Origin of the sequence: Rhodococcus sp. MH15 (assembly GCF_019266045.1) — a bacterium.
GTDB lineage: Bacteria > Actinomycetota > Actinomycetes > Mycobacteriales > Mycobacteriaceae > Rhodococcus_F > Rhodococcus_F qingshengii.
Map to the genome: position 1 here is coordinate 100,459 of NZ_LPNP01000057.1, position 25,254 is coordinate 125,712.

At 62.5% G+C, this 25,254-nt stretch carries 24 protein-coding genes; 12 read left to right on the plus strand and 12 right to left on the minus strand.

Annotated features, from left to right (window positions below; translation table 11 throughout):
• Positions 1 to 47: 47 nt before the first annotated feature.
• Positions 48 to 1,865, minus strand: coding sequence for a penicillin-binding transpeptidase domain-containing protein (locus tag ATN37_RS04115; RefSeq protein ID WP_218694807.1), 1,818 nt, complete (start codon positions 1,863 to 1,865; stop codon positions 48 to 50).
• A 96-nt stretch (positions 1,866 to 1,961) separates the two neighbouring features.
• Here ATN37_RS04115 and ATN37_RS04120 point away from each other — a divergent pair, with 96 nt between their 5' ends.
• The 4 genes from ATN37_RS04120 to ATN37_RS04135 all read left to right on the plus strand — a co-directional run bounded on the left by ATN37_RS04120 (position 1,962) and on the right by ATN37_RS04135 (position 5,855).
• Complete coding sequence (locus ATN37_RS04120; protein WP_218694808.1) at positions 1,962 to 2,516, plus strand: hypothetical protein; 555 nt, start codon at positions 1,962 to 1,964, stop codon at positions 2,514 to 2,516.
• 234 nt (positions 2,517 to 2,750) lie between these two features.
• Positions 2,751 to 4,352: an ABC-F family ATP-binding cassette domain-containing protein gene (locus tag ATN37_RS04125; RefSeq protein ID WP_064074134.1), complete on the plus strand. Its 1,602-nt coding sequence runs from the start codon at positions 2,751 to 2,753 to the stop codon at positions 4,350 to 4,352.
• An 8-nt stretch (positions 4,353 to 4,360) separates the two neighbouring features.
• Entirely contained in the window at positions 4,361 to 4,942 is a 582-nt protein-coding gene (locus ATN37_RS04130; protein WP_232329987.1) for a hypothetical protein, read from the plus strand.
• Between the two features lie 142 nt (positions 4,943 to 5,084).
• Positions 5,085 to 5,855 (plus strand): alpha/beta fold hydrolase, encoded by a 771-nt coding sequence (locus ATN37_RS04135; RefSeq protein WP_058039300.1) that lies wholly within the window; start codon positions 5,085 to 5,087, stop codon positions 5,853 to 5,855.
• Between the two features lie 18 nt (positions 5,856 to 5,873).
• Here ATN37_RS04135 and ATN37_RS04140 read toward each other — a convergent pair whose 3' ends face one another.
• Entirely contained in the window at positions 5,874 to 7,922 is a 2,049-nt protein-coding gene (locus ATN37_RS04140; protein WP_218694809.1) for a heavy metal translocating P-type ATPase, read from the minus strand.
• A 112-nt stretch (positions 7,923 to 8,034) separates the two neighbouring features.
• On the minus strand, positions 8,035 to 8,685 hold the full coding sequence (locus ATN37_RS04145; RefSeq protein ID WP_054188009.1) for a DUF305 domain-containing protein: 651 nt from the start codon (positions 8,683 to 8,685) through the stop codon (positions 8,035 to 8,037).
• A gap of 216 nt (positions 8,686 to 8,901) precedes the next feature.
• Between ATN37_RS04145 and ATN37_RS04150 the strand changes: the two genes are divergently transcribed.
• Positions 8,902 to 9,615: a response regulator transcription factor gene (locus tag ATN37_RS04150; protein WP_003945526.1), complete on the plus strand. Its 714-nt coding sequence runs from the start codon at positions 8,902 to 8,904 to the stop codon at positions 9,613 to 9,615.
• Positions 9,612 to 10,733 carry a cell wall metabolism sensor histidine kinase WalK gene (locus ATN37_RS04155; RefSeq protein ID WP_158646396.1) on the plus strand — a complete coding sequence of 374 codons (1,122 nt, stop codon included), beginning with the start codon at positions 9,612 to 9,614 and terminating at the stop codon, positions 10,731 to 10,733. Before ATN37_RS04150 ends, ATN37_RS04155 begins: the two co-directional genes overlap by 4 nt.
• Here the strand turns inward: ATN37_RS04155 and ATN37_RS04160 are convergent.
• Positions 10,717 to 11,007 carry a YiaA/YiaB family inner membrane protein gene (locus ATN37_RS04160; RefSeq protein WP_003945505.1) on the minus strand — a complete coding sequence of 97 codons (291 nt, stop codon included), beginning with the start codon at positions 11,005 to 11,007 and terminating at the stop codon, positions 10,717 to 10,719. The genes ATN37_RS04155 and ATN37_RS04160 overlap by 17 nt on opposite strands.
• Before the next feature lie 163 nt (positions 11,008 to 11,170).
• Between ATN37_RS04160 and ATN37_RS04165 the strand changes: the two genes are divergently transcribed.
• A complete protein-coding gene (locus tag ATN37_RS04165) occupies positions 11,171 to 12,379 on the plus strand; it encodes a macrolide family glycosyltransferase (RefSeq protein WP_218694810.1) in 1,209 nt (402 codons plus the stop codon).
• A 6-nt stretch (positions 12,380 to 12,385) separates the two neighbouring features.
• Here the strand turns inward: ATN37_RS04165 and ATN37_RS04170 are convergent, their stop codons facing one another.
• Both ATN37_RS04170 and ATN37_RS04175 read right to left on the minus strand, forming a co-directional pair.
• Positions 12,386 to 12,832 (minus strand): MarR family winged helix-turn-helix transcriptional regulator, encoded by a 447-nt coding sequence (locus ATN37_RS04170; RefSeq protein ID WP_209911463.1) that lies wholly within the window; start codon positions 12,830 to 12,832, stop codon positions 12,386 to 12,388.
• Positions 12,833 to 12,889: 57 nt separating this feature from the next.
• Positions 12,890 to 14,296 (minus strand): PLP-dependent aminotransferase family protein, encoded by a 1,407-nt coding sequence (locus tag ATN37_RS04175; protein ID WP_042452643.1) that lies wholly within the window; start codon positions 14,294 to 14,296, stop codon positions 12,890 to 12,892.
• Between the two features lie 138 nt (positions 14,297 to 14,434).
• Between ATN37_RS04175 and ATN37_RS04180 the strand changes: the two genes are divergently transcribed.
• Positions 14,435 to 15,655 (plus strand): pyridoxal phosphate-dependent aminotransferase, encoded by a 1,221-nt coding sequence (locus ATN37_RS04180; protein ID WP_003945423.1) that lies wholly within the window; start codon positions 14,435 to 14,437, stop codon positions 15,653 to 15,655.
• A gap of 79 nt (positions 15,656 to 15,734) precedes the next feature.
• Here ATN37_RS04180 and purQ read toward each other — a convergent pair whose 3' ends face one another.
• Both purQ and purS read right to left on the minus strand, forming a co-directional pair.
• A complete protein-coding gene (gene purQ / locus ATN37_RS04185; protein ID WP_003945887.1) occupies positions 15,735 to 16,412 on the minus strand; it encodes a phosphoribosylformylglycinamidine synthase subunit PurQ in 678 nt (225 codons plus the stop codon).
• Positions 16,409 to 16,648 (minus strand): phosphoribosylformylglycinamidine synthase subunit PurS, encoded by a 240-nt coding sequence (gene purS, locus ATN37_RS04190; RefSeq protein WP_003945817.1) that lies wholly within the window; start codon positions 16,646 to 16,648, stop codon positions 16,409 to 16,411. The genes purQ and purS overlap by 4 nt, the downstream gene beginning before the upstream one ends.
• Positions 16,649 to 16,813: 165 nt before the next feature.
• Here purS and ATN37_RS04195 point away from each other — a divergent pair, with 165 nt between their 5' ends.
• Positions 16,814 to 17,461 (plus strand): MBL fold metallo-hydrolase, encoded by a 648-nt coding sequence (locus ATN37_RS04195; protein ID WP_054781003.1) that lies wholly within the window; start codon positions 16,814 to 16,816, stop codon positions 17,459 to 17,461.
• Between the two features lie 8 nt (positions 17,462 to 17,469).
• On the opposite strand, the gene ATN37_RS04200 is transcribed toward ATN37_RS04195, so the two are convergent.
• From ATN37_RS04200 to ATN37_RS04215, 4 genes are all read right to left on the minus strand, one after another.
• On the minus strand, positions 17,470 to 18,858 hold the full coding sequence (locus ATN37_RS04200) for an Ig-like domain-containing protein (protein WP_218694811.1): 1,389 nt from the start codon (positions 18,856 to 18,858) through the stop codon (positions 17,470 to 17,472).
• A gap of 227 nt (positions 18,859 to 19,085) precedes the next feature.
• Positions 19,086 to 19,790 carry a DUF2334 domain-containing protein gene (locus ATN37_RS04205; RefSeq protein ID WP_007734443.1) on the minus strand — a complete coding sequence of 235 codons (705 nt, stop codon included), beginning with the start codon at positions 19,788 to 19,790 and terminating at the stop codon, positions 19,086 to 19,088.
• Positions 19,791 to 19,884: 94 nt separating this feature from the next.
• The gene (locus ATN37_RS04210; RefSeq protein ID WP_003945816.1) at positions 19,885 to 20,382 is read right to left on the minus strand and encodes a glutathione peroxidase; all 498 of its coding nucleotides are present in this window, start codon (positions 20,380 to 20,382) and stop codon (positions 19,885 to 19,887) included.
• A gap of 47 nt (positions 20,383 to 20,429) precedes the next feature.
• Positions 20,430 to 21,368 carry an ABC transporter substrate-binding protein gene (locus ATN37_RS04215; protein WP_054781002.1) on the minus strand — a complete coding sequence of 313 codons (939 nt, stop codon included), beginning with the start codon at positions 21,366 to 21,368 and terminating at the stop codon, positions 20,430 to 20,432.
• Positions 21,369 to 21,646: 278 nt separating this feature from the next.
• Here ATN37_RS04215 and ATN37_RS04220 point away from each other — a divergent pair, with 278 nt between their 5' ends.
• From ATN37_RS04220 to ATN37_RS04230, 3 genes are all read left to right on the plus strand, one after another.
• The gene (locus tag ATN37_RS04220) at positions 21,647 to 22,471 is read left to right on the plus strand and encodes a sucrase ferredoxin (RefSeq protein ID WP_233405655.1); all 825 of its coding nucleotides are present in this window, start codon (positions 21,647 to 21,649) and stop codon (positions 22,469 to 22,471) included.
• 125 nt (positions 22,472 to 22,596) lie between these two features.
• Complete coding sequence (locus tag ATN37_RS04225; RefSeq protein WP_063314974.1) at positions 22,597 to 23,874, plus strand: acyl-CoA dehydrogenase family protein; 1,278 nt, start codon at positions 22,597 to 22,599, stop codon at positions 23,872 to 23,874.
• Positions 23,871 to 25,094: an acyl-CoA dehydrogenase family protein gene (locus ATN37_RS04230; RefSeq protein WP_054188015.1), complete on the plus strand. Its 1,224-nt coding sequence runs from the start codon at positions 23,871 to 23,873 to the stop codon at positions 25,092 to 25,094. The genes ATN37_RS04225 and ATN37_RS04230 overlap by 4 nt, the downstream gene beginning before the upstream one ends.
• Positions 25,095 to 25,254 lie beyond the last annotated feature (160 nt).

Here is a 25,254-nt window from a genome sequence, read left to right on the forward strand (position 1 = left end):
ACGGTTGAGCTACGACGGTGTGATCCAACTGCAACGGAAAACAGGTTTCAGCGCAGAAAAGTGCCCGCTACCTGCACTGCAGGCGAAGAGCTGTCCGCACCCGCGATGAATACCGCAAATGCGAGGTCTCCCTTGATTCCGACAAACCACCCATGTGCCGGGCCACCCTCGGTTTCGGCCGTGCCGGTCTTGCCGAGAAGCCCCGCAATGTCCTGCAACGACGTCGCCGTACCGCCTGTGACGGTCTCGCGCATCATCACCCGCAACTGTTCGGTCACCTCCGCGGGAGCCGGTGCAACGGTCTGATCTGCCACGCCGGGCTGTCCCTTGACCAACATCGGCGCGGGTGTCGTTCCGTTGGCGATCGAGGCCGCCACGAGAGCCATCCCGAAGGGCGTGGCGGTCACCGTGCCCTGTCCGATCGCGGACTCGACGCGTTCGGCGGGGGTGTTCGCGTCAGGGACGTTGCCCGTCACCGTCGTGAGTCCGGGGGTGACGTAGTCGACGCCGAGCCCGAACTGCAGCGCCGCCTTGTGCAAAGCATCGGCGGGCAGACCGACGGCCATCCTCGCCATTGTGGTGTTGCACGACTTCGCGAACGCGGTGTGCAGCGGAACCGATCCGAGGTCGAACTCGTCGTCGTTGGGAATCTGACGGCCCTCGATGTTCTCGGTACCCGGGCACGGCAGAACGGTGTCCGGTGTAGCGACACCGGCTTGCAGGGCCGCGGACGTCGTCACGGTCTTGAACGTCGAACCCGGTGGGTACAGGCCGGTCAGAGCGATCGGGCCCTGTGCGTCGGCGGGGGCGTTCTGGGCCACCGCCAACACCGCTCCGGTCGACGGCTGCAGCGCAACGATCGCCGCCTGTTGTGTCACCCCGGCAAGCGCATTCTCGGCCGCGAGTTGCATCGGTCGGTCGATCGTTGTGGCGATGTTCGGAGCAACCGGCCCGTCTTGGCCGGCGACGGTGGTGACGGTTCCGTTCTGCTTCACCTGCTGTACCGCCCAGCCCGCGGACTTGTCCTGCCCCTCCTGCCACAGATCGGACAACCCACTGAAAGTCGGCGACGCCAGAGTTTTGTCCACCGAGAGCAACCGAGCCTGCGGCGCCAAGCTCACTCCGGGAATCGCCGCCAACCGCTCCTCGATCGGTGCAAGATCCTCGGCCCGCAAAGTGATTGCGGTGACCGGCTTCCCACTTGCCGACGCAAGATCGCCGCTCAGCGATGCCGCCGTGATCGTCGGTGCGATGGGCGAGAGAAGGGCCGCCACGGCTGCCGTGTCCACCGGGGGCACCGCGACGGAATCGAGATTGACCAGCGTCACCACCTGCTGCTCCATGATCGGCTGGCCCGCCGCGTCCAGCACCGACGGCGGAGCACCGGTGGTGGGTGTGTAGCGCAAGGTCGTCGAGGAGGTCAGATCCGGAGCCAACAGCGCCGGGTCCCACTGAATCAGCCAGTTGTCCCCGCTTTTCGACGCGTTTCCCTGCGTCGAGTAGTTCCAGTCCTGACCTTCACCGAACTTCCACGCCGCATCGAGTGTGAACTTCCCCGCAGAATCACCGGACTCGGTGGCGTCGGAGACGGTGAATGTTCCCTCGTCCTTGCCCAGCCCGTCGATCAGAGCCGAAATCGCAGTCGACGCCGCCGCCGGATCGGTGGTCAGGGCTGCCGCCGCTTGCACGTCATCGGACGTGAGCGCGGAGGCGAACTCCTCTGCCACTGATTTCGGCTGGTCAGGGCCAGAACTGCAGGCAACTACCGATCCTGCGGCCAATACCCCCAGAGCCACGGCAGCCACGGGACGACGGAAAGTTCGGAAGCTCTGACGAGCGTGTGAAAGGCGCACGACTCCGATCATGCCCGAATTTGTGGCGCCAGTTCGACTATCGGTGTAATCATGTAATCAGTGCAATAAATGCACGCCACACTCCACCAGCTCTCCGAGGAGAACGCCATGAAGAACTCACAAAACTCCGGCGACCGCAGGTTCGGCCGTCCCGGAGGTTGGCAACAGGCGTCGGTTCCCGACGCGAGTGATGCGTCCGACTGGTTTGCCGGTCGACTTCCAGATGACTGGTTCACCGGAACGGCCGACGTCCAGGTCGACCGCGAAGAAATCGTCGTGATCGGTGAACTCCCGGCAGTCGACGGTGGCGAGGCCGCCGCGGACGGAAGGATCTCACGCTTTCGCGAAACCACGCGCGCCGACCGGATGCGCATCGCCGACGAGGCCGAGGCTCGCTACGGGCGCAAGGTCGCCTGGGGTGTACGTCTGGACGAAAAGACCGTCCTGTTCACACATCTCGCAGTTCCGGTGATGACACGACTACGTCAGCCCGAACGCAAGGTTCTCGACACCTTGGTGGACGCGGGAGTTGCTCGCTCCCGAGCGGACGCTCTCATGTGGACAGTCCGGTTGGCGGGCAAGCACAGCGAACAATGGCTCACCGAACTCCGCGAAGCGATGTCGAAGGTCGACGACCTCCGAACCGAAGGCCCGAAGATCTGAAGGCCAGAAAATCCGAGGGCCCGAAAATCTGAGCACCGAACACCGACGAGACCGACAGCACAGAATAATTCGATTGCACGGGACCGTTCGAGTGTTCTAACCTGGAACACGAATCATTCCCGACAGAACAGGAAACGGGCCGTTGCTCCTCTAGAGGTTCATCACGCGAAGGCACTCGCACCCATCAGCACTTGCTGAGCCGGGCGCACAGTCCAAGCACCCTCTGGAGTACTCATGACCCAATCCCATCTTTCTCTGTCGCTCTCGGATCTCACCTTCATCTGGCCGGACGGCGAATCAGTCTTTTCCCACACCAATTTTGTATTCCCCAGTGGCCGTGTCGGTCTCGTGGGACTCAACGGATCGGGAAAGTCGACTCTGCTGCGGTTGATCGCGGGAGAGCTCTCACCGGAATCCGGATCCGTGACCGCTTCCGGCGAGGTCGGCTACCTCCGTCAGGACATCACACTCGATCCGAGCGTTCGGGTGGATGACATCCTCGGTATCCACGAACTCCGAAACGCATTGCACCGCATCGAAACCGGCGACGGCTCCGAATCCGACTTTGCGCTCGTGGACAACAACTGGGATATCGAGGAGAGCGCCCTCTCCACCTTGCATCGACTCGGCCTCGAGAAGGTGGTTCCGGATACCGCAGCATTGAGCCGAACTGTCGGCACCCTCTCCGGCGGAGAGACCGTCTTACTCGGCTTGACCGCAACGCTGCTGAAGAATCCACAGGTACTTCTCCTGGACGAGCCGACCAACAACCTGGATCGCGACGCTCGATCACGAGTTCATGCTGCAGTCCAACAGTTTCCGGGAACCGTGCTGATCGTCAGCCACGACCGGGAACTGCTCGACACCGCGGAGTACACGATCGAACTACGTCGGGGGGATCTACGCGTGTTCGGCGGCAACTACTCGCACTACCAGGAGGTCGTGACCGCTGAGCAGGAAAACGCACTCGCCACCGTTCGCGACGCCAAGGCCGATCTGGCAAAGCAGAGCCGCGAGCTGATCGACGCTCGAACGAAACTGGACCGGCGTAAGCGCTATGGGCAGAAGATGTTCGAGAACAAGCGGATGCCGCCGATCATTGCGCAGACACGAAAACGTCAGGCCCAAGTTTCAGCGGGAAAGCTGGCCCTCAACCATATCGGGAAGGTGGACGAGGCCAAGTCTGTCCTGTCGGAGGCAGAGGAACTCCTTCGAGACGATCGCGAGATTCGTCTGGATCTGCCTGCTACAGAGGTTCATCCGGGGCAGCAGGTTGCGCGGCTCGACGAGGTGCCGTTGCAGAGCGGCCAAGTGGTATCGCTCCAGATCACCGGGCCGGAGCGGATTGCGATAGTGGGACGCAACGGAATCGGCAAGACGACGTTGCTCGATGCACTCGCCGCGTCGACTCCGTTCGTAGCCTCTCGTGCGCTCCCCCAACGTCTCGACGTGTTCGACGAGGACCTCTCGGTGGCGGACAACGTCGCGTTGGCCGCGCCACACGCGACAGCCGAGGAAATTCGCGGGCAGTTGGCACGGTTCCTTTTCCGGGGAACGGATTCCGACGTATCGGCATCCGCACTCTCCGGCGGTGAACGATTGCGTGCGGCGTTAGCCACGATCCTGCTGGCCGAACCCGCGCCCCAGCTGCTTCTTCTCGACGAGCCGACCAACAACCTGGACCTACCGAGTCTCGCCCACCTCACGCAGGCACTTTCCGATTTTCGCGGCGCCATGGTGGTGGTGAGTCACGATCTGCCGTTTCTGCGCGACATCGGTATAACGCGGTGGATCAGCATGGACGAGAATGGTATTCGAGACATCGATCCCGAGTAGGCCGACGGTTGACGCTATCGGTGCTCGACGGTCTGGCCTACCGTGGGGCGATGTGCCTTCACCTCGACGCAACCGCCGCGCTGTCGCTCGCAGGTTGGGTTCGCGAAGAACCTACTCGATCGGCCTCTGCCCCAGTTCCGCAACCACTGGTCGGCGGTTGTGACCAACTCGTAGTGTGGGCGAGTTCGTTCTCCGTACTTGCCAGTTCCGACGACCAGGTGTGGTTTCTCTCGGCGGAGAACTATGCCGGTGGCGTTGGCGTCAGCGATGAGGCGTTTCCCTGGAATGCGTTCCGGCACGAGAGCCTGGCGGTCGCTTCCGGGCCGGCGGAGCGCGCGGCGATCAACGCCTTCTGGTCCACTCACCTCCCGGTCCTGATGTCGGTCCGCAATGGGTACGAGTACTTGGCGCTCGCACCCGACGGTCAGGTTGTCCGTGGAGGAGAGCCGGAGTTCGAGGAGGTCACCATCGTCGCCGCTGATTTCGAGGCTCTGATTCGGGGCATAGCCGCAGGCGTCAGCACTGCAGACCCCTCCACCGATGCATTGCTTGGAACAGTGGGTACTGCCCCGCCGGGCAGTGACCGGTAGCTCTGGGGGAGGCCGAGTTGACGGCCCGACTGTTCGTGAGAGTCCACGCCATCCGTCGAATGGGACCGGACGACTACTCGAGTTCACGTGCGTAGCAACTGGCACCCATACTGGACGGGTGTTGCACGACGTGAGAAATCCGGTGGACGGTGCGCGGATCACCTATCAGATCGTGGGCGATGGCCCACCCCTGTTGATGGTGCACGGCACAGCGTTGTCGCGCTCCATCTGGCGTGGCTTCGGGTACGTCAAGGCACTTCAGGAGCAATATCGTCTGATCCTCGTCGACATGCGGGGTCACGGACGCAGTGACAAACCACACGACTCCGATTCGTATGCAATGGATCTGGTGGTCGGCGATCTCCTGGAGATCCTCGACACGGAGTCTCCGTTCGAGCCGGCACACGTCCTCGGATACTCGTTCGGCGGACGTTCGGTGATGTCGCTGACAGTCGAGCACTCCGAACGGGTGCGATCGCTGACCGTCGGGGGCGGTAGCAGCCGACCGATGACGGGCGCGTTCGACGCATTGTTCTTCCCGGGCTGCATCGACGTACTCGAAAGCGGCGGTATCGAGGGATTTCTGACCGGTTGGGGCGTGAGGCGCGGCAAACCGGTGGATCCTCAGACTGCGACTGCCTTCCGAATCAATGATGCCATCGCGCTCGCTGCCTACATGCGCCGCGCAGAGAAGGAGCACGGCATCGACGACGCCGTGCTGCAACGGATCACCACACCGGCGTTGTTGTTCGTCGGATCGAGAGATCGCGAGCGCCTGCCGGATACCGAGCATCTCGCGTCGCTGATCCCGGACAGTGCCTTGACTGTGATCGAAGGGGCTGACCACGCAAGCGCAGTCGCAGACTCCGATGCTGTACTGCGTGCGCTCATTCCGTTCCTCAGCCGACAGTAGTCCGCCTTGAACCTCTCGCTACTGCGATGTGAGCACTCTCGACTCCAGCGCGGTCACCGGTGGTTGCCGCAAGTCCAAGCGCCTCAACAACTGGGCATTCGCGGCAACGACCACAGTGGATACCGACATCAGGATTGCTCCGACCTCCATCGGCAGCACGAACCCGACGGGCGCCAGTACTCCCGCAGCGAGGGGAACCGAGATCGCGTTGTATCCCGCTGCCCACCAAAGGTTCTGAACCATCTTCCGGTAGGTGGCGCGGGAGAGCTCGATGACCGAGCTCACCGAACGCGGATCATCGCTGGCCAGAACAACTCCCGCCGACGCGATCGCCACGTCGGTTCCGGCACCGATCGCGATGCCCACATCCGCCTGGGCGAGTGCCGGCGCATCGTTGACCCCGTCACCGACCATCGCCACGCGGTGGCCCGCAGCCTGAAGCCGAGATACCTGCGCTCCCTTGTCCTGCGGAAGCACTTCGGCGAAAACTTCGTCGATCCCGAGCCTGCGAGCCACCGAATGGGCCACGGCCTCCGCGTCTCCGGTGACCATGGCCACCCGCACACCGCGAGCATGGAGGGCGTCGACGGCCAATGCTGATTCCGGGCGAATCTCGTCGGCCAATGCCAATGCGCCGATTACCTTCTCGTCACGCACTACATGCAGGACGGTCGACCCGTCACTGAGCCACTCTTCGGTCCCCGGGATCGCGGTGGCCCCGACCGATCGCAGCATCCCCGGTCCGCCGACACCGACGCGTGCACCGGCGACGTCCGCAGCAACCCCGATCCCGTTGTGCGCCTGAAAGTCGGAACCCGAAGTGAATTCGAGCGACAACTCCCGCGCCGCCGCGACGACGGCGCGCCCGAGTGGATGTTCGCTGTCGAACTCGACGGCAGCCGCTGCGCTGAGAACGTCGTCATCGGAATACCCGTCGACACCGCGTACACCGACCACTGCGGGCTCCCCCTTGGTGAGAGTGCCGGTCTTGTCGAAGAGAACGGTGTCTACGTTACGCATCGCCTCGAGGGCCATGCGGTCGGTGATCAAGATCCCAGCCCGAGCCGCCCGTTCCGTCGCGATCGAGACGACCAGTGGAATCGCCAACCCGAGCGCGTGCGGGCAGGCGATCACCAGAACGGTGATCGTCCGGGTGACTGCGCTCTCCGGGGTGCCCCAGATACTCCAGGCGATCGCGGTCAGCACTGCCGCGCCCAGTGCGTACCAGAACAGCAGAGCAGCGGCCTTGTCCGCCAACACCTGCGCGCGACTCGACGAGTTCTGGGCTTGTTCGACCAGGCGCCGGATACCGGCGAGCGCGGTGTCTTCTCCCACGGCGGTGACTCGAAGCCGAAGTGCCGAGTCGGTGGCTACCGTGCCGGCCACCACCTGATCTCCGACAGTCCGGCGGACGGTCTTCGACTCGCCCGTGATCATGGATTCGTCCATGTCGGCGCTTCCCTCGACCACCGTTCCGTCCGAGGGAACACGGGCGCCGGGACGAACTATCACCAGGTCGCCGGTCGCCAGAGCTGCGGTGGGCACGGTTTCCACCGATTCCCCCACCACCCGTTTTGCCTCGTCGGGCAGCAAAGCGGCAAGTGAATCCAAGGCGCTCGATGTCTGACTGAGCGAACGCATCTCGATCCAGTGGCCCAACAACATGATCACGATCAGAAGCGCGAGCTCCCACCAGAAATCGAGAGTGTGATCCACCCAGTGCAGACTCGCAGACCATGACGCGAAGAAGGCCACGGTGATCGCGAGCGCGATCAACAGCATCATTCCCGGCTGCCGAGAACGGATTTCGGCAACAGCGCCGGCGAGGAACGGCTTGCCACCCCAGAAGTACATCACCGTGCCGAGTACCGGTGAGATCCATTCCACCAGAAAGTTTTCCGGCAGTGTGTACCCGACCAGATCAGCGAACATCGCGTCTGCCGCAACGACCGGAACCGCGATGACCAGCATGACTGCAAACAACGTCCGGAACTGTGCGACGTGATCCCCGTGACCACCGTGTGCCCCATGGTCCATCTGGCCATGGTCCATCTGACTGTGATCCATGTGGCGGTCATCCCCTCGCGTGTGATTGCAGCACAGCACCGGTCAAGCCATCAGCCTCGAACGTATGCCCAGGTAGCCACCCGAGCAAGGTCACGCGGCCAAGGCCTCCTGTTCAACTCCCCTTCAACATCGCTTCCATCTGAGTGATTTCCGCCTGCTGACCGGCAATGATCGCTTCTGCCATCTTCTCCGCCGACGGGTCGAGCCCGTTGTCGAGTTCGGTCTGGGACATGGTGATGGCACCCTTGTGGTGCTCGATCATCATCGTCAGCCACAACTTGTCGAACTCCGCGCCACTGGCATCGGTGAGGGCGGTCATGTCGTCGGCCGACATCATTCCCGGCATCTCGGCCATCCCGACGCCGTGTCCCGCGTGCGCCGACTCATCCATGCCCTCCATCGAACTCGACGAAGGCTCGGGGCGTCCCCACTCCGTCAACAATTCGGTCATCTGAGCCATCTCCGGGCCTTGCGCTGCCTCTATCTGTGCTGCAAGAGAGAGAAGTTCGGCATTGTCGGTTCGACCGTCGACCATTCTGGCCATGTCCAATGCCTGCGCGTGATGCGGGTACATTCCTTCGAGAAACTCGATGTCGGCGGCATTGACACCCGCAGGAATCTCCGACTGTGCTGCGACGCTGGTTGTTTCGGAAGAATGGTTGATGCTCTCCCCGGAGTTGTCCGAGCATCCGGCAATCAACAGTGCTGCCGCTGCCACAACCGGAACGAACCGCGCGGCGCTCTTCCTGACCGTCAAAGACATGTTTTCACTCCCGAGAATTGATTCTGTTCGATATGCACTGCACCACAATTGATTTGACAAGAGTGCTGCACATGCACAGTTGCCACGTTACCGGCGAAAATCCACCGCGAAGCCCGATAACCGGCTCGAACAGGCTTCCTTCATCGAATCTTCACAGTCGAGTGGAAACCACCACGCGACAGCAATGCAGACACGCAGTCGACTAACCTCGGTCTGATGAGCGCCGAACTACGACCTGGCGAGGAACCGGGGCGCGTTCTTGTCGTCGACGACGAGACTGCCCTCGCCAAGGTTGTCGCCAACTATCTGACACGCGAAGGATTCACCGTGCGCCTCGCCCACGACGGGCCGAGCGCAGTACGTTCGGTGCGCGAATTCGAGCCCGCGCTGATCGTGCTCGACCTGATGCTCCCGGGCTTCGACGGTCTGGAAGTCTGCCGGCGGATCCGTACGTTTTCCGACGCGTACGTCCTGATGCTCTCCGCCCGCGGTGACGAGTCGGACAAGGTGACCGGACTGGCAGCTGGCGCAGATGACTACGTGGTCAAACCCTTCGGCCCCCGCGAGTTGGTTGCGCGAGTGAAAGCACTGCTCAGACGGCCACGTGCGTCGAGCATGCTGCCGGAAGCGCTGCCGACGCCACCCGGTCTCGACATCGACGTCCTCGCCCGCACCGTGCATGTCGACAACCGCCCGGTCGATCTCACACCCACCGAGTTCGCGTTGCTCTCCGCCCTCGCTACCCGACCTGACGCCGCCTGGAGTCGAGCAGACATCATCGCCTCGGTGTGGGGGTCGCCCTGGTTCGGGGACCAACACATCGTCGACGTCCATGTCCGTGCATTACGCCGCAAACTCGGCGACGACGCGACCGATCCTCGGTTCATCAGAACCGTCAGGGGCGTCGGATACTCCCTGAGGTCGTCATGAACGCGGTCGTCATGAACGAGGTCGTCATGAAGAAACTCGGGCTACGCGGAAAACTGCTGCTGGCGCAGCTTGTCGTCCTGTTCGTCTCCTGCCTCGCCATCGCCGCAGTCGCCATTGCCGTCGCTGCCCCGCTCTTTCACAACCACCTCATGATGGCCGGCATCGAAGACTCGAATGTCCGTACCCACACCGAAGAGGCATTCGCTCAGACCATGACCATTGCACTGTTGTGCGGGATCGCGGTCGCACTGGTGGGCGCAAGCATCGCCGCGGTCTACATCGTCCGACGCATCACGGCCCCGATCTCAACGCTGGCGGAGGCGGCTCAAAGCGTCGCAGACGGGAACTTCGACGTGACTATCGGCAGGTCCGACGTAGATGCCGATTTCACGCGTCTCGAAACTGCCTTTGCCGACATGGCGGCACGCCTTGATCATTCGGATCGGGTCCGCAAACGCCTGCTTGCCGATCTTGCCCACGAATTACGCACTCCGCTATCGACTTTGGCTGCGTACGTGGACGGCATCGAGGATGGCGTCCTCCCCACGGACAACTCTTCATGGTCGGTCATGCGCGATCAACTCGAAAGACTGCGTCGGCTCTCTTGCGATCTGGCGGACGTCTCCGCGGCCGACGAACACGCTCTCGAACTCGATCGCCGAGACGAGAAGATCGACGACATCGTTTGCAGCGCAACGGCAGCAGCGGCGCCACGTTTCGCCGATCGTGGAGTCGAATTGACGACCGCGCTACCTCCGCAACCGATCACGGCCGAGGTCGATCGCCAACGAATCGAACAGATCCTCGCCAATCTGCTCGAAAACGCGTTGCGGCACACTCCGAGCGGAGGTTCGGTGAGGGTGACACTCGCACGGGAAGGTGACCACCTCTCGGTGTCCGTCACCGACACCGGTGACGGAATTCCCGCAGACCAACTCGAATCAGTTTTCGACCGTTTCCATCGCGGTGATCGATCCGACGGTTCCGGTTTGGGGCTCACGATTGCGCGCAGCCTCGCGCTCGCACACGGCGGCGATCTGTCGGCGCTCCGAAACGAGCAACCTCTCGGCAGCACGCTGATCCTCACCTTGCCGACAGGTTTCAGGCTGCCGCTTTGAACGGATCGTGCTCGGCGATCAGCTTCTCGAGTCGAGCCTCGTCCACTCGAACCCTGACTGTGGATGCCTCCTGCTGATCACGAATCACCTTGGCCAACGTGAACGTACTGGTGACCAAGAACAGCAAGGACATTCCGAGAAATCCGCGTTGCCACGCATCGATCGGAAGATACGCAATTCCGAGGAGGGTGCCGACAAAACTGACGGCAAAGGCTATTCCGGCCTGAAGATAGAAGGCTGCAGTGGTCTTCGAGGGTGTTGTCGGTGTGCTCATGCTTCGAAGTCTGCTCGCCCATCCCGGCACTCGGATGCGTAGTCCTACTCGAGTGCGCTCGGTACTTCCCCGGCAAAAATCAGATGCCGTTACCCATCCTGGTGGATAGTCTCGGTCCGGTATCCGGAGTTGTTCCAGAACAGTCAGACGGCAGGAGTGATCGATGACCCGCAGACATATAGCCATGGTGAGCATTCCGGCACCGGGCCACGTCAATCCGAGCCTGGCGATCATCGCGCGTCTCGTCGCCGCCGGTCACCGCGTCACCTATGCCAACGACGAGTCGATGCGTGAGATCATCGAGGCGACCGGGGCCGAATTCGCACCGTACGTCTCCACGCTGCCCAGCCTCGTCCCTTCTCCCGACGGCGCCGAACCCGAGAAGAGCTGGGACGGGGATCTGATCGATCAGTTGACGATTTTCCAGGACGATTACGAGTCGATGCTGCCGCAGCTACGCCGAATCTACGAAGACGATCGCCCTGACCTCTTTCTCTACGACATCGCCGGCATTCCGGCACGAATACTGGCTCAGCAGTGGGGCGTTCCCATCATCCAGTTGTCGCCGACGTACGTTGCCTGGGACGGTTACGAAGCCGACGCCGCACCGATGTACGACGAAATTCGTTCCGATCCGAGAGGCGTCGACCTGCTCGATCGGGAGACCCGGTTCTTCCGCGCCGAAGGCGTCGAGGTCGATCCGCGTGAGTTCACCGGACGCCCACCCCGTGCAATCGTGCTGATCGCAGAATCGATGCAGCCCAACGCCGAACGCGTGAACCGCGACGTCTACACGTTCGTCGGCCCCGCACTCGAACCGAGCAGTCAACCTTGGGTGAACCCGGATCCCGAACGCAAGCTCTTGTTGATCTCGCTGGGTTCAGCATTCACCGATCATCCGGATTTCTACCGCACCTGCGTCGAGGCTTTCGGCCAGATGGACGGCTGGCACGTCGTCCTCCAGATCGGAAAGCAGGTGCAGATCTCAGATCTCGGACCATTGCCCGACAACGTCGAAATACACCGTTGGGTACCGCAGTTCGCGATTCTGCAGCAGGCCGACGCGTTCGTGACCCACGCGGGTATGGGCGGATCCAGCGAGGGACTCGTGACCGGGACACCCATGATCGCAGTGCCGCAAGCCGTCGATCAGTTCGGCAACGCCGACTCGCTCGTCGACGCCGGTGTCGCAGTACGCGTCGACAGCGCTACCGTCACGGCAGTAGAGCTTCGTGAGGCGCTGACTCTGGTGAGCGTCAACGAGTTCCGCCGACGCAGCGCGGAGTTGGCAGAAGAACTCGCAGCGGCGGGCGGTGTGTCCCGTGCCGTCGAATTGATCGAAGCCGCTCTACCCGGCAGCGGGCCCAGATAATGTCTGCTACCAGTGCCAGGCGTCGCCGCCCACGTTCTTGATGGTTCGCTGCAGCACAGTGATGGTGGTGACAAACTCCTCTTCGGTGATTCCCTGCATCCGCTCTTCCTGCAGCATCTGCTGTACCCGCGCGGCGCGATCGAACTGCTCGAAGCCCGCATCAGTCGGGCGAAGGACAGACCCGTCTTCGCGCGCCCACCCCAATTCGAGGGCAGAGTCGACGGCGTCATCGATCACGTCGGTGGATTCGTTCGGACCGATCGTCCGCAAGAGGACAGCACGCTCCACCCCTTCAGGGTGCAGCGAAAGTTGGTGCAGGACCCACCACCCCGGCTGGGTGACGCCGATCGCTTCGAGTGCTCCGCGCGTGCGCGTGCGAATCGCTTCACCGGCTCGCGCGGTCCAGAATCCGATCGGCTGGTTGGCCGGTGGCTGCATCGCTTGTTTGTTCATGCACACGACGATAAAACCTCAACGGAAGTTCAGGTCAACCACCAGCGAGGTGAAGTTCTACATATGTTGCGTGATTGCTCGGCCGATAATGCGGGCGGCGTCGGGGAACTCACCCGGGTTCGGTCCGGCGTAGTTGAGCCGCAAGAACTTTCCAGTCGGTTCTGCCGGGAACCAATCGTCACCGGCCCCGACGATGACGCCGGCCGACCGGCAGTCCTGCACCACGCGTTCGACGTTCGTGGTGTCCGGGAGCCGAAGCCAGAGGTTGAGTCCGCCTTTCGGTACGGCATCGAGGTGAGCGTCCGGCGCGTGCTCGCGCAGACTCGAGACGAGGAGGTCGCGTCTGGCCTCGAGTTGGTGACGAAGCCTGCGCAAGTGCGTTCGCCAGGCCGGTTGGGTCACGACGTCGAGCGCTACCGCTTGCAGCATCCCGCTGACGTACATCGAATCTGCCTGTGTATCAGCCAAAATCCGCTCGTACGCCGGACCCCGAGCGATCAATCCGGCAACTCGCACCGATGGGGACACGCTCTTGGTCAGCGCACGAAGGTAGACGACGTGACCGCTGTCGTCTCGTGCAGCGATGGGGCTGGGATCTGCGGTGATTCCGAAGTCGAGCGCCGAACTGTCCTCGATGAGGAATGCGCCGTGCCGACGGACGGTGTCGAGAACCTTGTCAGCCAACGACGGCGACCACAGCGCTCCCGTCGGACTCGCGAAGCTCGGTTGTGCGTAGAACGCACGGGCACCGGTCTGTTCGAATGCACGCGAAAGCTCTTCAGGATCAGGACCGTTGGCGCCGCTGGAAATCGGAATGACCGTGACTCCAGCCTGCGCGGCGGCCAGGATCGCTCCCCAGTAGGTCGGCGATTCCATGAGCAACGGACGCCCCTCCCCCACCAACGCGCGAAAGGACGTCGCAAGCCCACCCTGGCTGCCGGGAAGTACAACCACGTCGTTCGGCCCCGGCGGAGTGATCCCGGCAGGAGTGGCGGAACCCAATTCGGAGGCAAACCAGGACTGCAGTTCCGGAAGCCCGGCAGCGAGGGGCCGATTGAACACGGCGTCGGTTCGCGTCGCCCTGGTGAAGGCTGCACGAACCAGACCTTCCGGCAACAGCTCTCGGGCCGGATAGCCGGAATGCAGCGCGATCACGTCGTTGGAGGTGGACTGCAGCGCCATGGGCAGCTGCAGACGATAGTTCGGCGATCCAAGCGCCGCTGTCTGCCACCCGTAGTCGTTGGGTCGCACGACGCGCGCCGCGCGCACGAAGGTCCCCACACCGGGACGAGCCTCCACAACCCCCTGAGATACCAGTGTTCGCAGCGCCTTCTGCACGGTGACCGGACTCGCCCCGTGCAGGCTGACGAGCGACCGAGTGGACGGAAGCTTCGCGCCTGGAGGAGCCGTCGCGATCCACTCACGCAAGGCTGCGACAATCCTCGAACTGCTATCATTGGACATGTCGAATCATAGTAGCGCTACTCCTCTTTCGCCGCTAGCGCTATCGCGAATCAATGTCCGTTTCCAGACCGAACCCTGAGGCGCCCTTCTCATCTGAAACACAACTCGCCCACCCGAACCGGAGAGGTACGTAACCGCGTGAACACACCCATCGATCAGGCCCGCAAGCTCGAGAATGTCAGGTACGACATCAGAGGGCGAATTCTCGACAAGACCGAAGAACTCGAGGATCAGGGACACACGATCCTGCGACTCAACGTCGGCAATCCGGCCCCCTTCGGGTTCGAAGCTCCGGACGAAATCATGATGGCCATGATCCGCAATCTCCCTACCGCGCAGGGATATTGCGATTCTCGCGGACTGTATTCGGCGCGCACTGCGGTGGTCCAGTACTACCAGACGCGGGGTATCACCGACGTCACCGTCGACGAGATCTATCTCGGAAACGGTGTGTCCGAACTGATCACCCTGACGATGCAGGCCCTCTGCAATCCAGAGGACGAGATCCTGATTCCCGCTCCCGACTATCCCTTGTGGACGGCTTCGGTTTCACTTGCCGGCGGCACGCCCGTCCACTACCTCACCGATGAAAGCCAAGGCTGGGCACCGGACTTCGACGATCTGGAAGCTCGGATCACGCCGCGCACCCGAGGGATTGTCGTCATCAATCCCAACAATCCGACGGGCGCCGTCTACTCGACGGAGGTGCTGCAACGCTTCGTGGATCTAGCGCGCAAACACGATCTGATGCTCTTCGCCGACGAGATCTACGAAAAGATCGTCTACGACGGCCGATCCATGACAAACCTTGCGACGATGACCGGGCGAGACGTTCTGTGTCTGACGTATTCGGGACTGTCCAAGGCCTACCGCGTGTGCGGATTCCGAGCCGGATGGCTGGCCATCACCGGACCACTCGAGCGGGCGTCGAGCTTCATCGAAGGCATCAAATTGCTGGCCAACATGCGAATGTGTGCCAACGTGCCGGCGCAGCACGCTATCCAGACTGCACTCGGCGGACGCCAGTCCATCGAGGACCTGTTGCTCCCACAAGGTCGGCTGACGGCCCAGCGCGATCTCGCACACACCACGCTCAACAGCATCGACGGGATCAGTTGCCAACAGGCCGACGGGGCGCTGTACCTGTTCCCCAAGCTCGACGTCGACAAGTTCGGCATCGTCGACGACGAGAGGTTCGTTCTCGATCTACTGGAATCGGAGAAGATTCTTGTCAGCCACGGTCGCGCGTTCAATTGGATCGAACCCGATCACTTCCGGTTGGTGACTCTCCCCAACACCGACGATCTCTCGACGGCACTCGAGCGACTCGGCAACTTCCTCAGTTCCTACAGCCAGTAGCCCTGGGTACCGGGCCCACATACGACTGAACGCCGACCGGATTTCCGGTCGGCGTTCAGTGGTGAAAATCAGCAGGCGATCAGGCAGTGACGATCGCGTCGAGGGCCGAGTAGAACAAGCCCAATCCGTCGTCACTGGGACCGGTGAGAGCCTCGGTGGCGTGCTCGGGGTGCGGCATCAAACCGACGACCCGGCCGTTGGCCGAGGAGATGCCGGCGATACGACGCTGCGAGCCGTTGGGGTTCTCCTCCGAGTAACGGAAGACGACGCGGCCTTCGCCCTCGAGTTCGTCGAGAACCTTCTCGGACGCCTGGAAGCGACCTTCACCCGACTTGAGGGGGATGAGGATCTGCGCGCCGGCCTCGTATCGCGAGGACCACGCCGTGTTGTTGGCTTCGACCGTCAACCACTCGTCGCGGCAGATGAAGTGCAGACCCTGGTTACGGGTCAGGGCACCGGGCAGCAAACCTGCTTCGCAGAGGATCTGGAAACCGTTGCAGATGCCCAGGACCGGCATGCCGCCCTTGGCTGCTTCCACGACCTTGCCCATCGCGGGAGCAAAACGTGCGATCGCGCCGCAACGAAGGTAATCGCCGTACGAGAATCCGCCGGGCACGATGACCGCGTCGACACCCTTGAGGTCTGCATCGCCGTGCCAGAGTTCGACAGCTTCACCGCCGGCCAGGTTCACTGCCCGCGCCGCGTCGATGTCGTCGAGCGTGCCGGGGAAAGTGATTACTCCGATACGTGCGCTCATGCCTCGACTCGCCTGACGGTCCAATCCTCGATCACCGTGTTGGCCAGCAGGCCTTCGGCGATCTTCTCGAGTTCGGCGTCTTCGACACTGCCGTCGATCTCCAACTCGAACCGCTTGCCCTGACGGACATCGGATACTCCTGCAAAGCCCAGGCGAGACAGTGCCCCGACAATTGCCTGTCCCTGGGGGTCGAGAATCTCGGCCTTGGGCATGACTTCGACGACGACACGGGCCACGTGCTGCTCCTCGGTACTAGTGCGCGAACCCGGAGTGAAACGCTCGGGTGATGGCCAGTTTACCGGGCGGACCCGAGATGGTTCGCATCGAGTGATCGGGGCGTGACGGCCACCACCTGTGAAACCCGCCTGCGAGTCCCTTCGGGGCGGCGCATACTCGAAATCATGCGACTGACACATTTTGGCCATTCCTGTGTGCTCGTGGAGTTGAACGGCTCGAAGATCCTCTTCGATCCCGGCAACTTCTCGCACGGATTCGAAGGCATCACCGGCCTCGACGCCATCCTCGTGACACATCAACACCCCGATCACGCCGACCCGGCGCGGCTGCCCGAACTGGCCGAAGCGAATCCTGACGCCGTGCTCTACAGCGATCCGCAGACGGCTGAAAAGCTCGGTGGGCGCTGGACCGGCGTCCGGCCGGGCGACCGGTTCAGCATCGGCGACGTCGAGGTGACCGGAACGGGCGGAGAGCACGCAATCATCCATCCGGACCTACCGATGATCGACAACACCGCGTTCCTCCTCGGTGACGCCACCAACCCGGCACGGTTCATGCATCCCGGCGATTCCCTCTACGTCCCCGAACAAAAGATCGACGTTCTCGCCCTCCCCGCCGCCGCACCGTGGCTCAAGATCTCGGAGGCCATCGACTACCTCCGCGCGGTGGCGCCGCGCGTTGCGGTTCCCATTCATCAAGCGATCATCCGCGACGAGGCCGCAGGCATCTTCTACGGTCGCTACTCGGAAATGGCTGCCGACGGCACCGAGTTCCGAGTTCTCGACGAGGAGTCGAGCGTCGAAGTCGCCTGATTCGGTTCTCACGCACTCACATCGACGATGATCCAGCCGGTGCTCGTGCCACCGGCTGCGTCGGTGAGTGTGTAGAGAATCCTGTCGGTGCCTGCCTTCGTTCCGGCTTCGAACACCACTTCGCCGTTTTCGAGCTTCACGGTGCCACCGAGAAGTGACGTCGCCCCGACGCCGGTCACTGTGATCGAATCTCCGTTGCTGTCATGATCATTCGCGACGGCGTCGACGGTGACTGTGCCGCCTGAGCGGACCCGCGCGGTGTCGAGTGCGGCGTACGGCGGGATCGGGCTTGCCGTGTACCGACCGACGTCGTCGAGTCGAGCCGAGGCAACCTCCGCCGCATCGACGATGGCAGCGAATTCGGTGCCGTCGAAGCGCGAGAGGTCGTTACCGTTCATGATGGTCGATCCCTCGGCGCCGCCGCCGTGGTAGTCGTCGGCATAGAAGTTGTGGCCCAACTCGTGGCGGAGAACGCGGCTGAAGTTGCCGTCGGACTCGGCACCGACATGCGCGTAGCTGTGGTCGAGTTCGAACTTCGAGTAGTAGGCATTTCCGCCACCGGATGCGCACACGACGGTCGCCTGATCGACACTCGACCCGACCTGATCGGACCACAGATCTTCCAACTGCTCGAGATTTTCACAACTGCTCGAGTACGGATCGCCGGCGGAATCTGCCCGCAGGACAACTCGACCGAGGACCGGCCGAATCCCGACGTCTCTGATCCAGATGGCAGCGGTGCGGGCCATTGATTCCTCGGCCCGATCCAGAGCGACGGCGGCACTGCCTGCGCCGTGCGCGGAGTACCACTCGCCACTAAGGTCCAGTCCGACCACGAACTGCTTGACCGTCTTGCCGACCCTTGCGGCCGAGGCCGGCGCAATGGCCGCGGTGGGCCACTTGGGTTTTGCGTCGATCGGCGCCGTGCTGCGACCGACCACCTCGGATCCGACGAACTCTATCGAAACACCACGATCGAAAATCACCTGCCCGCGCAGTGTTCCGGCGGAGTCGACGATGGCCGAGACGATTGCGTCCGGACGCCCTTCTACGCTGCCGATGTACGAACGGGGCGCCGGGATCACCGCGTCGGTCAGCTCTCCGTCGCTGTCTTGCACAGCCATCGAGAACTCGGATCCCCGCAGGTTCATCTTGTGAAGGCGCAGTGTGAGTTGCTCACCTTCATCGTCGACGGTTGCGGTGCGGACGCCATCGCTCGATCCGCTCGATCCGCTCGATCCGCTCGACCCGCCGTCGACACTGCCCGTCGGCAGCATGTGAACCGCGCCGGTCGGAGCGGCAGACGCGAGCGCCGGAACGAACGCAGCACAGACGACTGCGCCCACAGCCACGGCGACAAGACCCTCGGCCGACTTGGAGAACACTCTCGTGCGCATGGCGAGATCCCAATCCCATCTACTAGCGGCAGATTAACTGCACGCACTCTAGCAGTGGGAGAGCTGGCTGACCCAGCGCTCTAATTAATCGTCCGTTTTATGCGATTTTGACCCACTCTGCACTACTACCAGCAAGGAAGTGGAGAAACGCGAAGAGTCTGCCCGCTCGGACAACCCGGACAGACGACATAGTCTCGTAGCTATCAAATAGTTGCCAACTGCCGAATTCAGGCAGCGCCGAGCTCCTGAGACGGGGAGTTCCACCGATACACCTGCGAGTCGGCTTCGTGGAAGAGGGCAAGGTCGACGGCGTCGAGGACGGCCTGACGTGGGCCCTCGTTTCCCAACTGCTTGGCCGTGATCGACAATCTGACCAGTCCCCCACGTTTGGCGGCACGCCCGGCGCCGAGAACCAATGCGCGACACCACCACGGCTCGGCCTTGAAGCCTTCGCCGATCCCGAAAACCCTTCCCCGTTGCAAGGTTCCGCGGGTCAGATCATGTACTGCCCCGAGGCCTGCCATCGTGCGAAAGCCCGTCTCCGGCAACACCGACATGGCACCGGGCGATGCCACCCAGCGCGGCGGTGCGAACACCCGGGTCCGAAGGCCTGCATGCTCGAGAACGCGGTCCGCAGCGAGTAGTCGCAGTTTCGCTTCGTGCTTCGACAGAGTGGCGAACTCGGCTCGGCGACGCTTGGTTGCGGCCTGGTCGTAGCCGTGCAGAACGATGGCATCGCCGTGCTCGCGACGCTCACGCAGCCAAGCCGTCGTCACCGCGTCGTCGGCCAGTCGGTATTTGTCCTTCAGTCGCGGCGCCACCAGGAGCGACAAGCGGACACCTCGAGTGTCCATCTCGTCTGCGAATCCGGCAGCGAGATAACATGTCTCGTCTCTGATTCCGGATACCGACACGATCAGTTCTGCGGACATACTCCGATAGTGGCAGCTGTGGGTGAACAGCACACTGCCGCCGGATGATCATCCGGCGGCAGTTTTCAGCGCACCTACTGGTTCTTGGAAACCTCTAGTTCTTGGGAAGCGCAGCTTCGATCGCGGCGACAACCTCGGGTGCGTCCGGCTCGGTCCGCGGACGGAAGCGGTTGACGACGGTGCCGTCCGGTCCGATCAGGAACTTCTCGAAGTTCCACTGAATGTCTCCCGCAGCGCCTTCGGCGTCGGCCGCCTTGGTGAGCTCGGCGTACAGCGGATGCTGGTTTTCGCCGTTCACCTCGATCTTCTCGAGAAGCGGGAACGTGACGCCGTAGGTAGTGGAGCAGAACGTCTCGATCTCTTCGGCGGTACCCGGTTCCTGCCCCATGAACTGGTTGCACGGGATACCGATCACGGTCAGACCGCGATCGGCGTACTCGCTGGCCAGCTTCTCGAGCGCCGAGTACTGCGGGGTCAGTCCACACTTGGACGCGACGTTGACCACGAGGACGGCGCGGCCGTCGTATTCACCCAAAGAGGTGGGCACGCCACCGAGGGTGTTGATCGCGATGTTCTGTACTGGAGTTGTCATAGGCTCCAACTTAGCGACTCTCTCGCGCACTGCTCCTTCGCGCACTGCTAATTCGACGCTCCGAGAATGCGATCGAGGTCGTCCAGAACGGTGAGGCCGCCGAGCGGTCCGACGCCGGTTATCCAGTAGGACATGTCCACCAGATGCGGGTTCGGGAAGAATCCGGCGTTGTCTGCGACGGCCTTCGGCATCGTGCCGGCATCGGCCGGTTTCGCGGAGGTGACCAGGATGAGGTCGGCGTTGGCTCCGGAGACGAATTCCGGGGAGAGGTCGACGGAGATCGAGTTCTCCCAGTCGCGTGCGGGAATCGTGAGTCCAGCACATTCGAGAGTGCTTCCGGCAAACGACGTGGGTCCGTACAGCGTCAGAACGTCGTCGCGTGGGCGGATCAGCTGAGCGGTCTTGCCCTCGGTGCTGTGCTTGCTCGCCACTTCCTCGCAGCGTGCCGTGTAGTCACCGAGCAGTTCACCTGCCTGATCGGTCTTGTTCAACGCCTCTGCGACGAACTGGACGTTGTCCTGCCACGGATCGGTCTGAGTTGCCATGTAGACGGTCGGTGCGATGGCAGCGAGCTGCTCGTACATATCACCGTGCCGCGATTCCGTTCCGATGATCAGGTCCGGGCTCAGTGCGACGATCTTCTCGAGGTTCGGTGCCGCGACGGTTCCGACCATCTCGATCTCCGCCGCTTTCTCACCGAGGTACGCCGGAACGCCGGTCGTCTCGCTGAGTACCGCGGTGCCCACGGGAATCACGCCGAGCGCTACCGACGTGTCGAGCTGAACCGGCTCGAGCACGACAACTCGCTGCGGATCCGTCGGTACGTCGGTAGTTCCGCGGGCGTGGGTGACCGCGTGCACGGTGTCGGCAGACTGACTGCCGGAATCGGTCTTGTCGTCACTGCCACACGCCGTTGTCGTTGCCACGATGGCGGCGAGGACAAAACCACCCAGCACGTACTTCGCCCGCGAGTTACTGCGTTTCATTCCCAACACTCCTGTTACCGACTGCTTTCGACCGTCACAGCCACGCGCATTCACCACGGCTGAGCAAAGGATTCACCATCCAATAGTCTGGTGAGCCTAACCTACGAGACTGGAGCCTCATCATGTCTTCCCTCCCCTGCCACAGCGACGGTGTCCTGGGGAAGGCATCTATGCAGTGCTTTCCGGAATTTGTCGCCAATCCGCAAACCAGTCGACGCCCTCACGCCTGTACACGGCAGTCGTCGACCGCCGGCGAACCTATGGTCGGTCGCGCCGGAATGACACATCTGTGGGTATTGATCGAGCACCCCGGCCCCTGGCCGGCGTCCGCCCCTGACGACATTCTCCCCGTCGCGCTCACCGAAAAAATCTACGCAGCGCAGGGCCGTATCCGTGTCGTGGTGATCCGGCGGACCCGCAACCGCCGAGTCCTCACCCCGACGTGCGTACTCGCCTGGACGGACGGCACACGCCAATGGATGCGGGAAGGGTCGGTCGACCGATACGAGGACCTGTCGGTACTGCCGTTCGAATCGATGGCCACCGGAGCGGAACCCGACTTCGGCCGCTCCCGCACGGAACCGCTCTTCGCAGTCTGCACACATGGAAAGAAGGATGCGTGCTGCGCGGAACTCGGCCGCCCGGTCGTGGCGGCGCTGAACGCGGCACAGATCGCAGATGTGTGGGAATGCAGTCACATCGGCGGAGATCGTTTCGCGGCCAACATGATTGCGTGGCCCGCCGCAGTCTATTTCAGCCGACTGGACGGCAACTCCGCAATCGATGCAGCCGAAAAATACCAAGCCGGAGAATTGGAGCTGCTGCACCTGCGCGGCCGGGCGGCACTGTCACAGGCCGCTCAGGCCGCCGAACACGCAGTCCGACGCGCCACCGACATCGTCGCCACGGACGCACTCGAGAGCATCAGCGAGAGTATGGACGGAGAACACACGACTGTCGATCTTCGGTTGGAGGGGAGAGACTTTCGCGTCGTCGTTCGCTCCGGTCCTCCAGGGCTGCCGTTCCGACATGATTGTGGTGCCGGAGGGACCGTCGAATGGAGCGGATGGACCGTCGAGCACGTTCGCGAGCAACCCCACTGACCACTCGATTTCGACAAGAGTGCCCGGCAGGCCATCGAACCGAGATTTGCGCTGACTGACAACACTTCGAATCAGGTCGCGATGAAGGATCGACGCCCCTGGTGTTTACAGCTTGCATTCTTCCCATGACCACCGCACTGACGCCGAATGCCGTACCCCGGTCTGCTGATCCGATCAAAAGTGAGGTCGACTACGAAACACTGGCAGAGAAATTCCGTCCGATCTTCGCGGACATCGCACAAGGCGTCGTCGAACGCGAACGCGATCACGTACTTCCCTTCCAACAGATCGACGCACTCAAGAATGCAGGCTTCGGCGCCGTTCGGGTGCCGACAACACACGGTGGATCGGGTGCGAGCATCCCGCAATTGATCCGCTTACTAGTCGAGCTGTCGAGCGCCGATTCCAATATCACCCAGGCCCTGCGCGGACATTTCGCGTTTGTCGAAGACCGACTGGTCGCCGACCCCGGCCCGGAGCGTGACATCTGGCTCCGACGCTTCGCGGAGGGACAGTTGGTCGGCAACGCATGGACCGAAATCGGCGACGTTGCATTGGGCGAAGCCAATACCAAGGTCTCGCCCGCACCCGATGCCGACCATTTCCTGGCGAACGGGGCAAAGTTCTACAGCACGGGTTCCATCTTCGCCGACTGGATCGACCTGTACTCGCAGCGCACCGACACCGGCGCATTCGTGATCGCGGCGGTCGAGGCGAGACAACCCGGTGTCACACACAGTGACGATTGGAACGGGTTCGGTCAGCAGACGACTGGCTCCGGTTCGTCCGTCTACGAGGACGCAATTGTACAGCCGGAGAACATCTTCGACTTCTCGACACGATTCAAATACCAGACCGCGTTCTACCAATTGTTCCACCTCGCCACTCTCGCCGGCATCGCCAAGGCTGCTACGATCGAGATCTCTCGTCGAGTTGCCTCTCGTACTCGAACCTTCAGTCACGGCAACGCTCCGAGATACGCGCAGGATTCGCAGATCCAGCAAGTTGTCGGCGAGGTGTCCTCTGCTGCCTTTGCAGCCGAGGCCGTTGCACTGCACGCAGCACAGTCGTCCCAATGGGCTTACGAAGCCGCATTCTCCGGCTCGCCGGAGGAAGAGAAGGCCGCCAACATCGCAGCCGAAATCGATTCGGGGCGAGGGCAAGTCGCCTCGATCGGACTCGTCGTGCCGGCCACGGCCAAGATCTTCGACGCACTCGGTGCTTCCGGAGTCAGCCGCGACCTCGATCTCGATCGATTCTGGCGCAACGCCCGCACCGTCGCCAGCCACAATCCGGTCGTCTTCAAATCCAAAGTTGTCGGCGACTACGAAATCAACAGAACCGAACCGATTTACGTGTGGGCCATCGGGACCGCACCGACCGAAAAGGATGAACAGGCATGACCGTGACCAGTGAAACCGAAGTCTTCGTCGGCGTTCCCGACACATCCGAGGGCTGGATCGACCGGGCTCGCGAGGTGAGCAACATCCTTGCCGCCGACGCACTCGCCCGCGACCGAGCCGGCGAACCACCGTTCCGAGAAGTTCAGCTGCTCAAGGACAGTGGTCTTGTGACGCTCCTGGGCCCGGTCGAGTTCGGCGGCGGCGGGCAGCGATGGGAGACCGCCTACAAGGTGGTTCGGGAGATCGCCCGCGCCGACGGCTCCATCGGACAACTGCTCGGATACCACTACCTGTGGGCATGGGCAGCCAGATTGGTCGGAACAGATCCGCAGATCTCCGCTGTCGAGGAGCTGTACACGAGCAACCGATTCTTCTTCGGCGGCGCGGTCAACCCTCGAGACACCGACCTCACCGTCGCGGACCGCGGAGACACCCTGGTGTTCAACGGTGTGAAGTCGTTTTCCACCGGCGGCCGAGTCACCGACCTCACGGTGCTCGAAGGAATCATCGACGGAACTGCGACGCATGTGTTCGCAATCGTGCCGACTGCTCAGGACGGCATAGTCTTCCGCGGTGATTGGGACAATCTCGGGCAGCGCCTCACCGATTCCGGCAGTGTCGAGATCAACGACGTCGAGGTCGACTGGGCAAGTGCGGCAGGCTTTGTCGACAAGGAATTCCAACCTCTGGTCTACAACACCCTGAACTTCCCGGCGATCGAGATCGTGTTCGCCAACTTCTACCTCGGGATCGCTCGTGGCGCACTGGACACTGCCGCCGAGTACACCCGAACCCGTACGCGTCCATGGCCGTACGGCGGTGACAACCGCGAAATCGCAACCGACGAGTGGTACCTCCGTGAGGGCTACGGCGACTTGCAATCCAAGCTGTGGGCAGCGGAGGCCTTCGTGGACCAGGTCAGCCGTGAGGCCGACGCCGTGCTCCACGACGCTCGCGAAAACCTCACCGAGCAGGCTCGCGGCGACCTCGCCGTACGCATTGCGGCCGCAAAACTTCGCGCCGCCGACGTCTCCTTGGAGATCAGCAACAAGATCTTCGAACTGACCGGTGCCCGAGCCACGTCCAACGACGTCGGCCTGGACATCTACTGGCGCAACATCCGGACGCATACCCTTCACGATCCGCTCGCGTACAAGCGCCGTGAAGTCGGTAGTCGTTTTCTGACCGGCGAGATTCCCGAACCGACCTGGTACACCTAGCCACGAACAGAAAAAGACCGTCGCACGGTTGGTGCGGGTCTGTCCAGAAAACGGTGTAATTGGTTGATTTCTAACTACTTTCGTCCGGCAGACAGCCGTCCGTCGAACGTTATCTCGAAGGCATTCAGTGCTGCCTTCCATCGGTTGGACCAGCGTTGGC

What these genes read in the sequence shown, in the direction of transcription:
- ATN37_RS04115 (WP_218694807.1), bottom strand. Translation starts at nt 1,865, where the DNA reads ATGATCGGAGTCGTGCGCCTTTCACACGCTCGTCAGAGCTTCCGAACT.
- ATN37_RS04120 (WP_218694808.1), top strand. Translation starts at nt 1,962, where the DNA reads ATGAAGAACTCACAAAACTCCGGCGACCGCAGGTTCGGCCGTCCCGGA.
- ATN37_RS04125 (WP_064074134.1), top strand. Translation starts at nt 2,751, where the DNA reads ATGACCCAATCCCATCTTTCTCTGTCGCTCTCGGATCTCACCTTCATC.
- ATN37_RS04140 (WP_218694809.1), bottom strand. Translation starts at nt 7,922, where the DNA reads ATGGATCACAGTCAGATGGACCATGGCCAGATGGACCATGGGGCACAC.
- ATN37_RS04145 (WP_054188009.1), bottom strand. Translation starts at nt 8,685, where the DNA reads ATGTCTTTGACGGTCAGGAAGAGCGCCGCGCGGTTCGTTCCGGTTGTG.
- ATN37_RS04150 (WP_003945526.1), top strand. Translation starts at nt 8,902, where the DNA reads ATGAGCGCCGAACTACGACCTGGCGAGGAACCGGGGCGCGTTCTTGTC.
- ATN37_RS04155 (WP_158646396.1), top strand. Translation starts at nt 9,612, where the DNA reads ATGAACGCGGTCGTCATGAACGAGGTCGTCATGAAGAAACTCGGGCTA.
- ATN37_RS04160 (WP_003945505.1), bottom strand. Translation starts at nt 11,007, where the DNA reads ATGAGCACACCGACAACACCCTCGAAGACCACTGCAGCCTTCTATCTT.
- ATN37_RS04165 (WP_218694810.1), top strand. Translation starts at nt 11,171, where the DNA reads ATGACCCGCAGACATATAGCCATGGTGAGCATTCCGGCACCGGGCCAC.
- ATN37_RS04170 (WP_209911463.1), bottom strand. Translation starts at nt 12,832, where the DNA reads ATGAACAAACAAGCGATGCAGCCACCGGCCAACCAGCCGATCGGATTC.
- ATN37_RS04175 (WP_042452643.1), bottom strand. Translation starts at nt 14,296, where the DNA reads ATGTCCAATGATAGCAGTTCGAGGATTGTCGCAGCCTTGCGTGAGTGG.
- purQ (WP_003945887.1), bottom strand. Translation starts at nt 16,412, where the DNA reads ATGAGCGCACGTATCGGAGTAATCACTTTCCCCGGCACGCTCGACGAC.
- ATN37_RS04195 (WP_054781003.1), top strand. Translation starts at nt 16,814, where the DNA reads ATGCGACTGACACATTTTGGCCATTCCTGTGTGCTCGTGGAGTTGAAC.
- ATN37_RS04200 (WP_218694811.1), bottom strand. Translation starts at nt 18,858, where the DNA reads ATGCGCACGAGAGTGTTCTCCAAGTCGGCCGAGGGTCTTGTCGCCGTG.
- ATN37_RS04205 (WP_007734443.1), bottom strand. Translation starts at nt 19,790, where the DNA reads ATGTCCGCAGAACTGATCGTGTCGGTATCCGGAATCAGAGACGAGACA.
- ATN37_RS04210 (WP_003945816.1), bottom strand. Translation starts at nt 20,382, where the DNA reads ATGACAACTCCAGTACAGAACATCGCGATCAACACCCTCGGTGGCGTG.
- ATN37_RS04215 (WP_054781002.1), bottom strand. Translation starts at nt 21,368, where the DNA reads ATGAAACGCAGTAACTCGCGGGCGAAGTACGTGCTGGGTGGTTTTGTC.
- ATN37_RS04220 (WP_233405655.1), top strand. Translation starts at nt 21,647, where the DNA reads ATGACACATCTGTGGGTATTGATCGAGCACCCCGGCCCCTGGCCGGCG.
- ATN37_RS04225 (WP_063314974.1), top strand. Translation starts at nt 22,597, where the DNA reads ATGACCACCGCACTGACGCCGAATGCCGTACCCCGGTCTGCTGATCCG.
- ATN37_RS04230 (WP_054188015.1), top strand. Translation starts at nt 23,871, where the DNA reads ATGACCGTGACCAGTGAAACCGAAGTCTTCGTCGGCGTTCCCGACACA.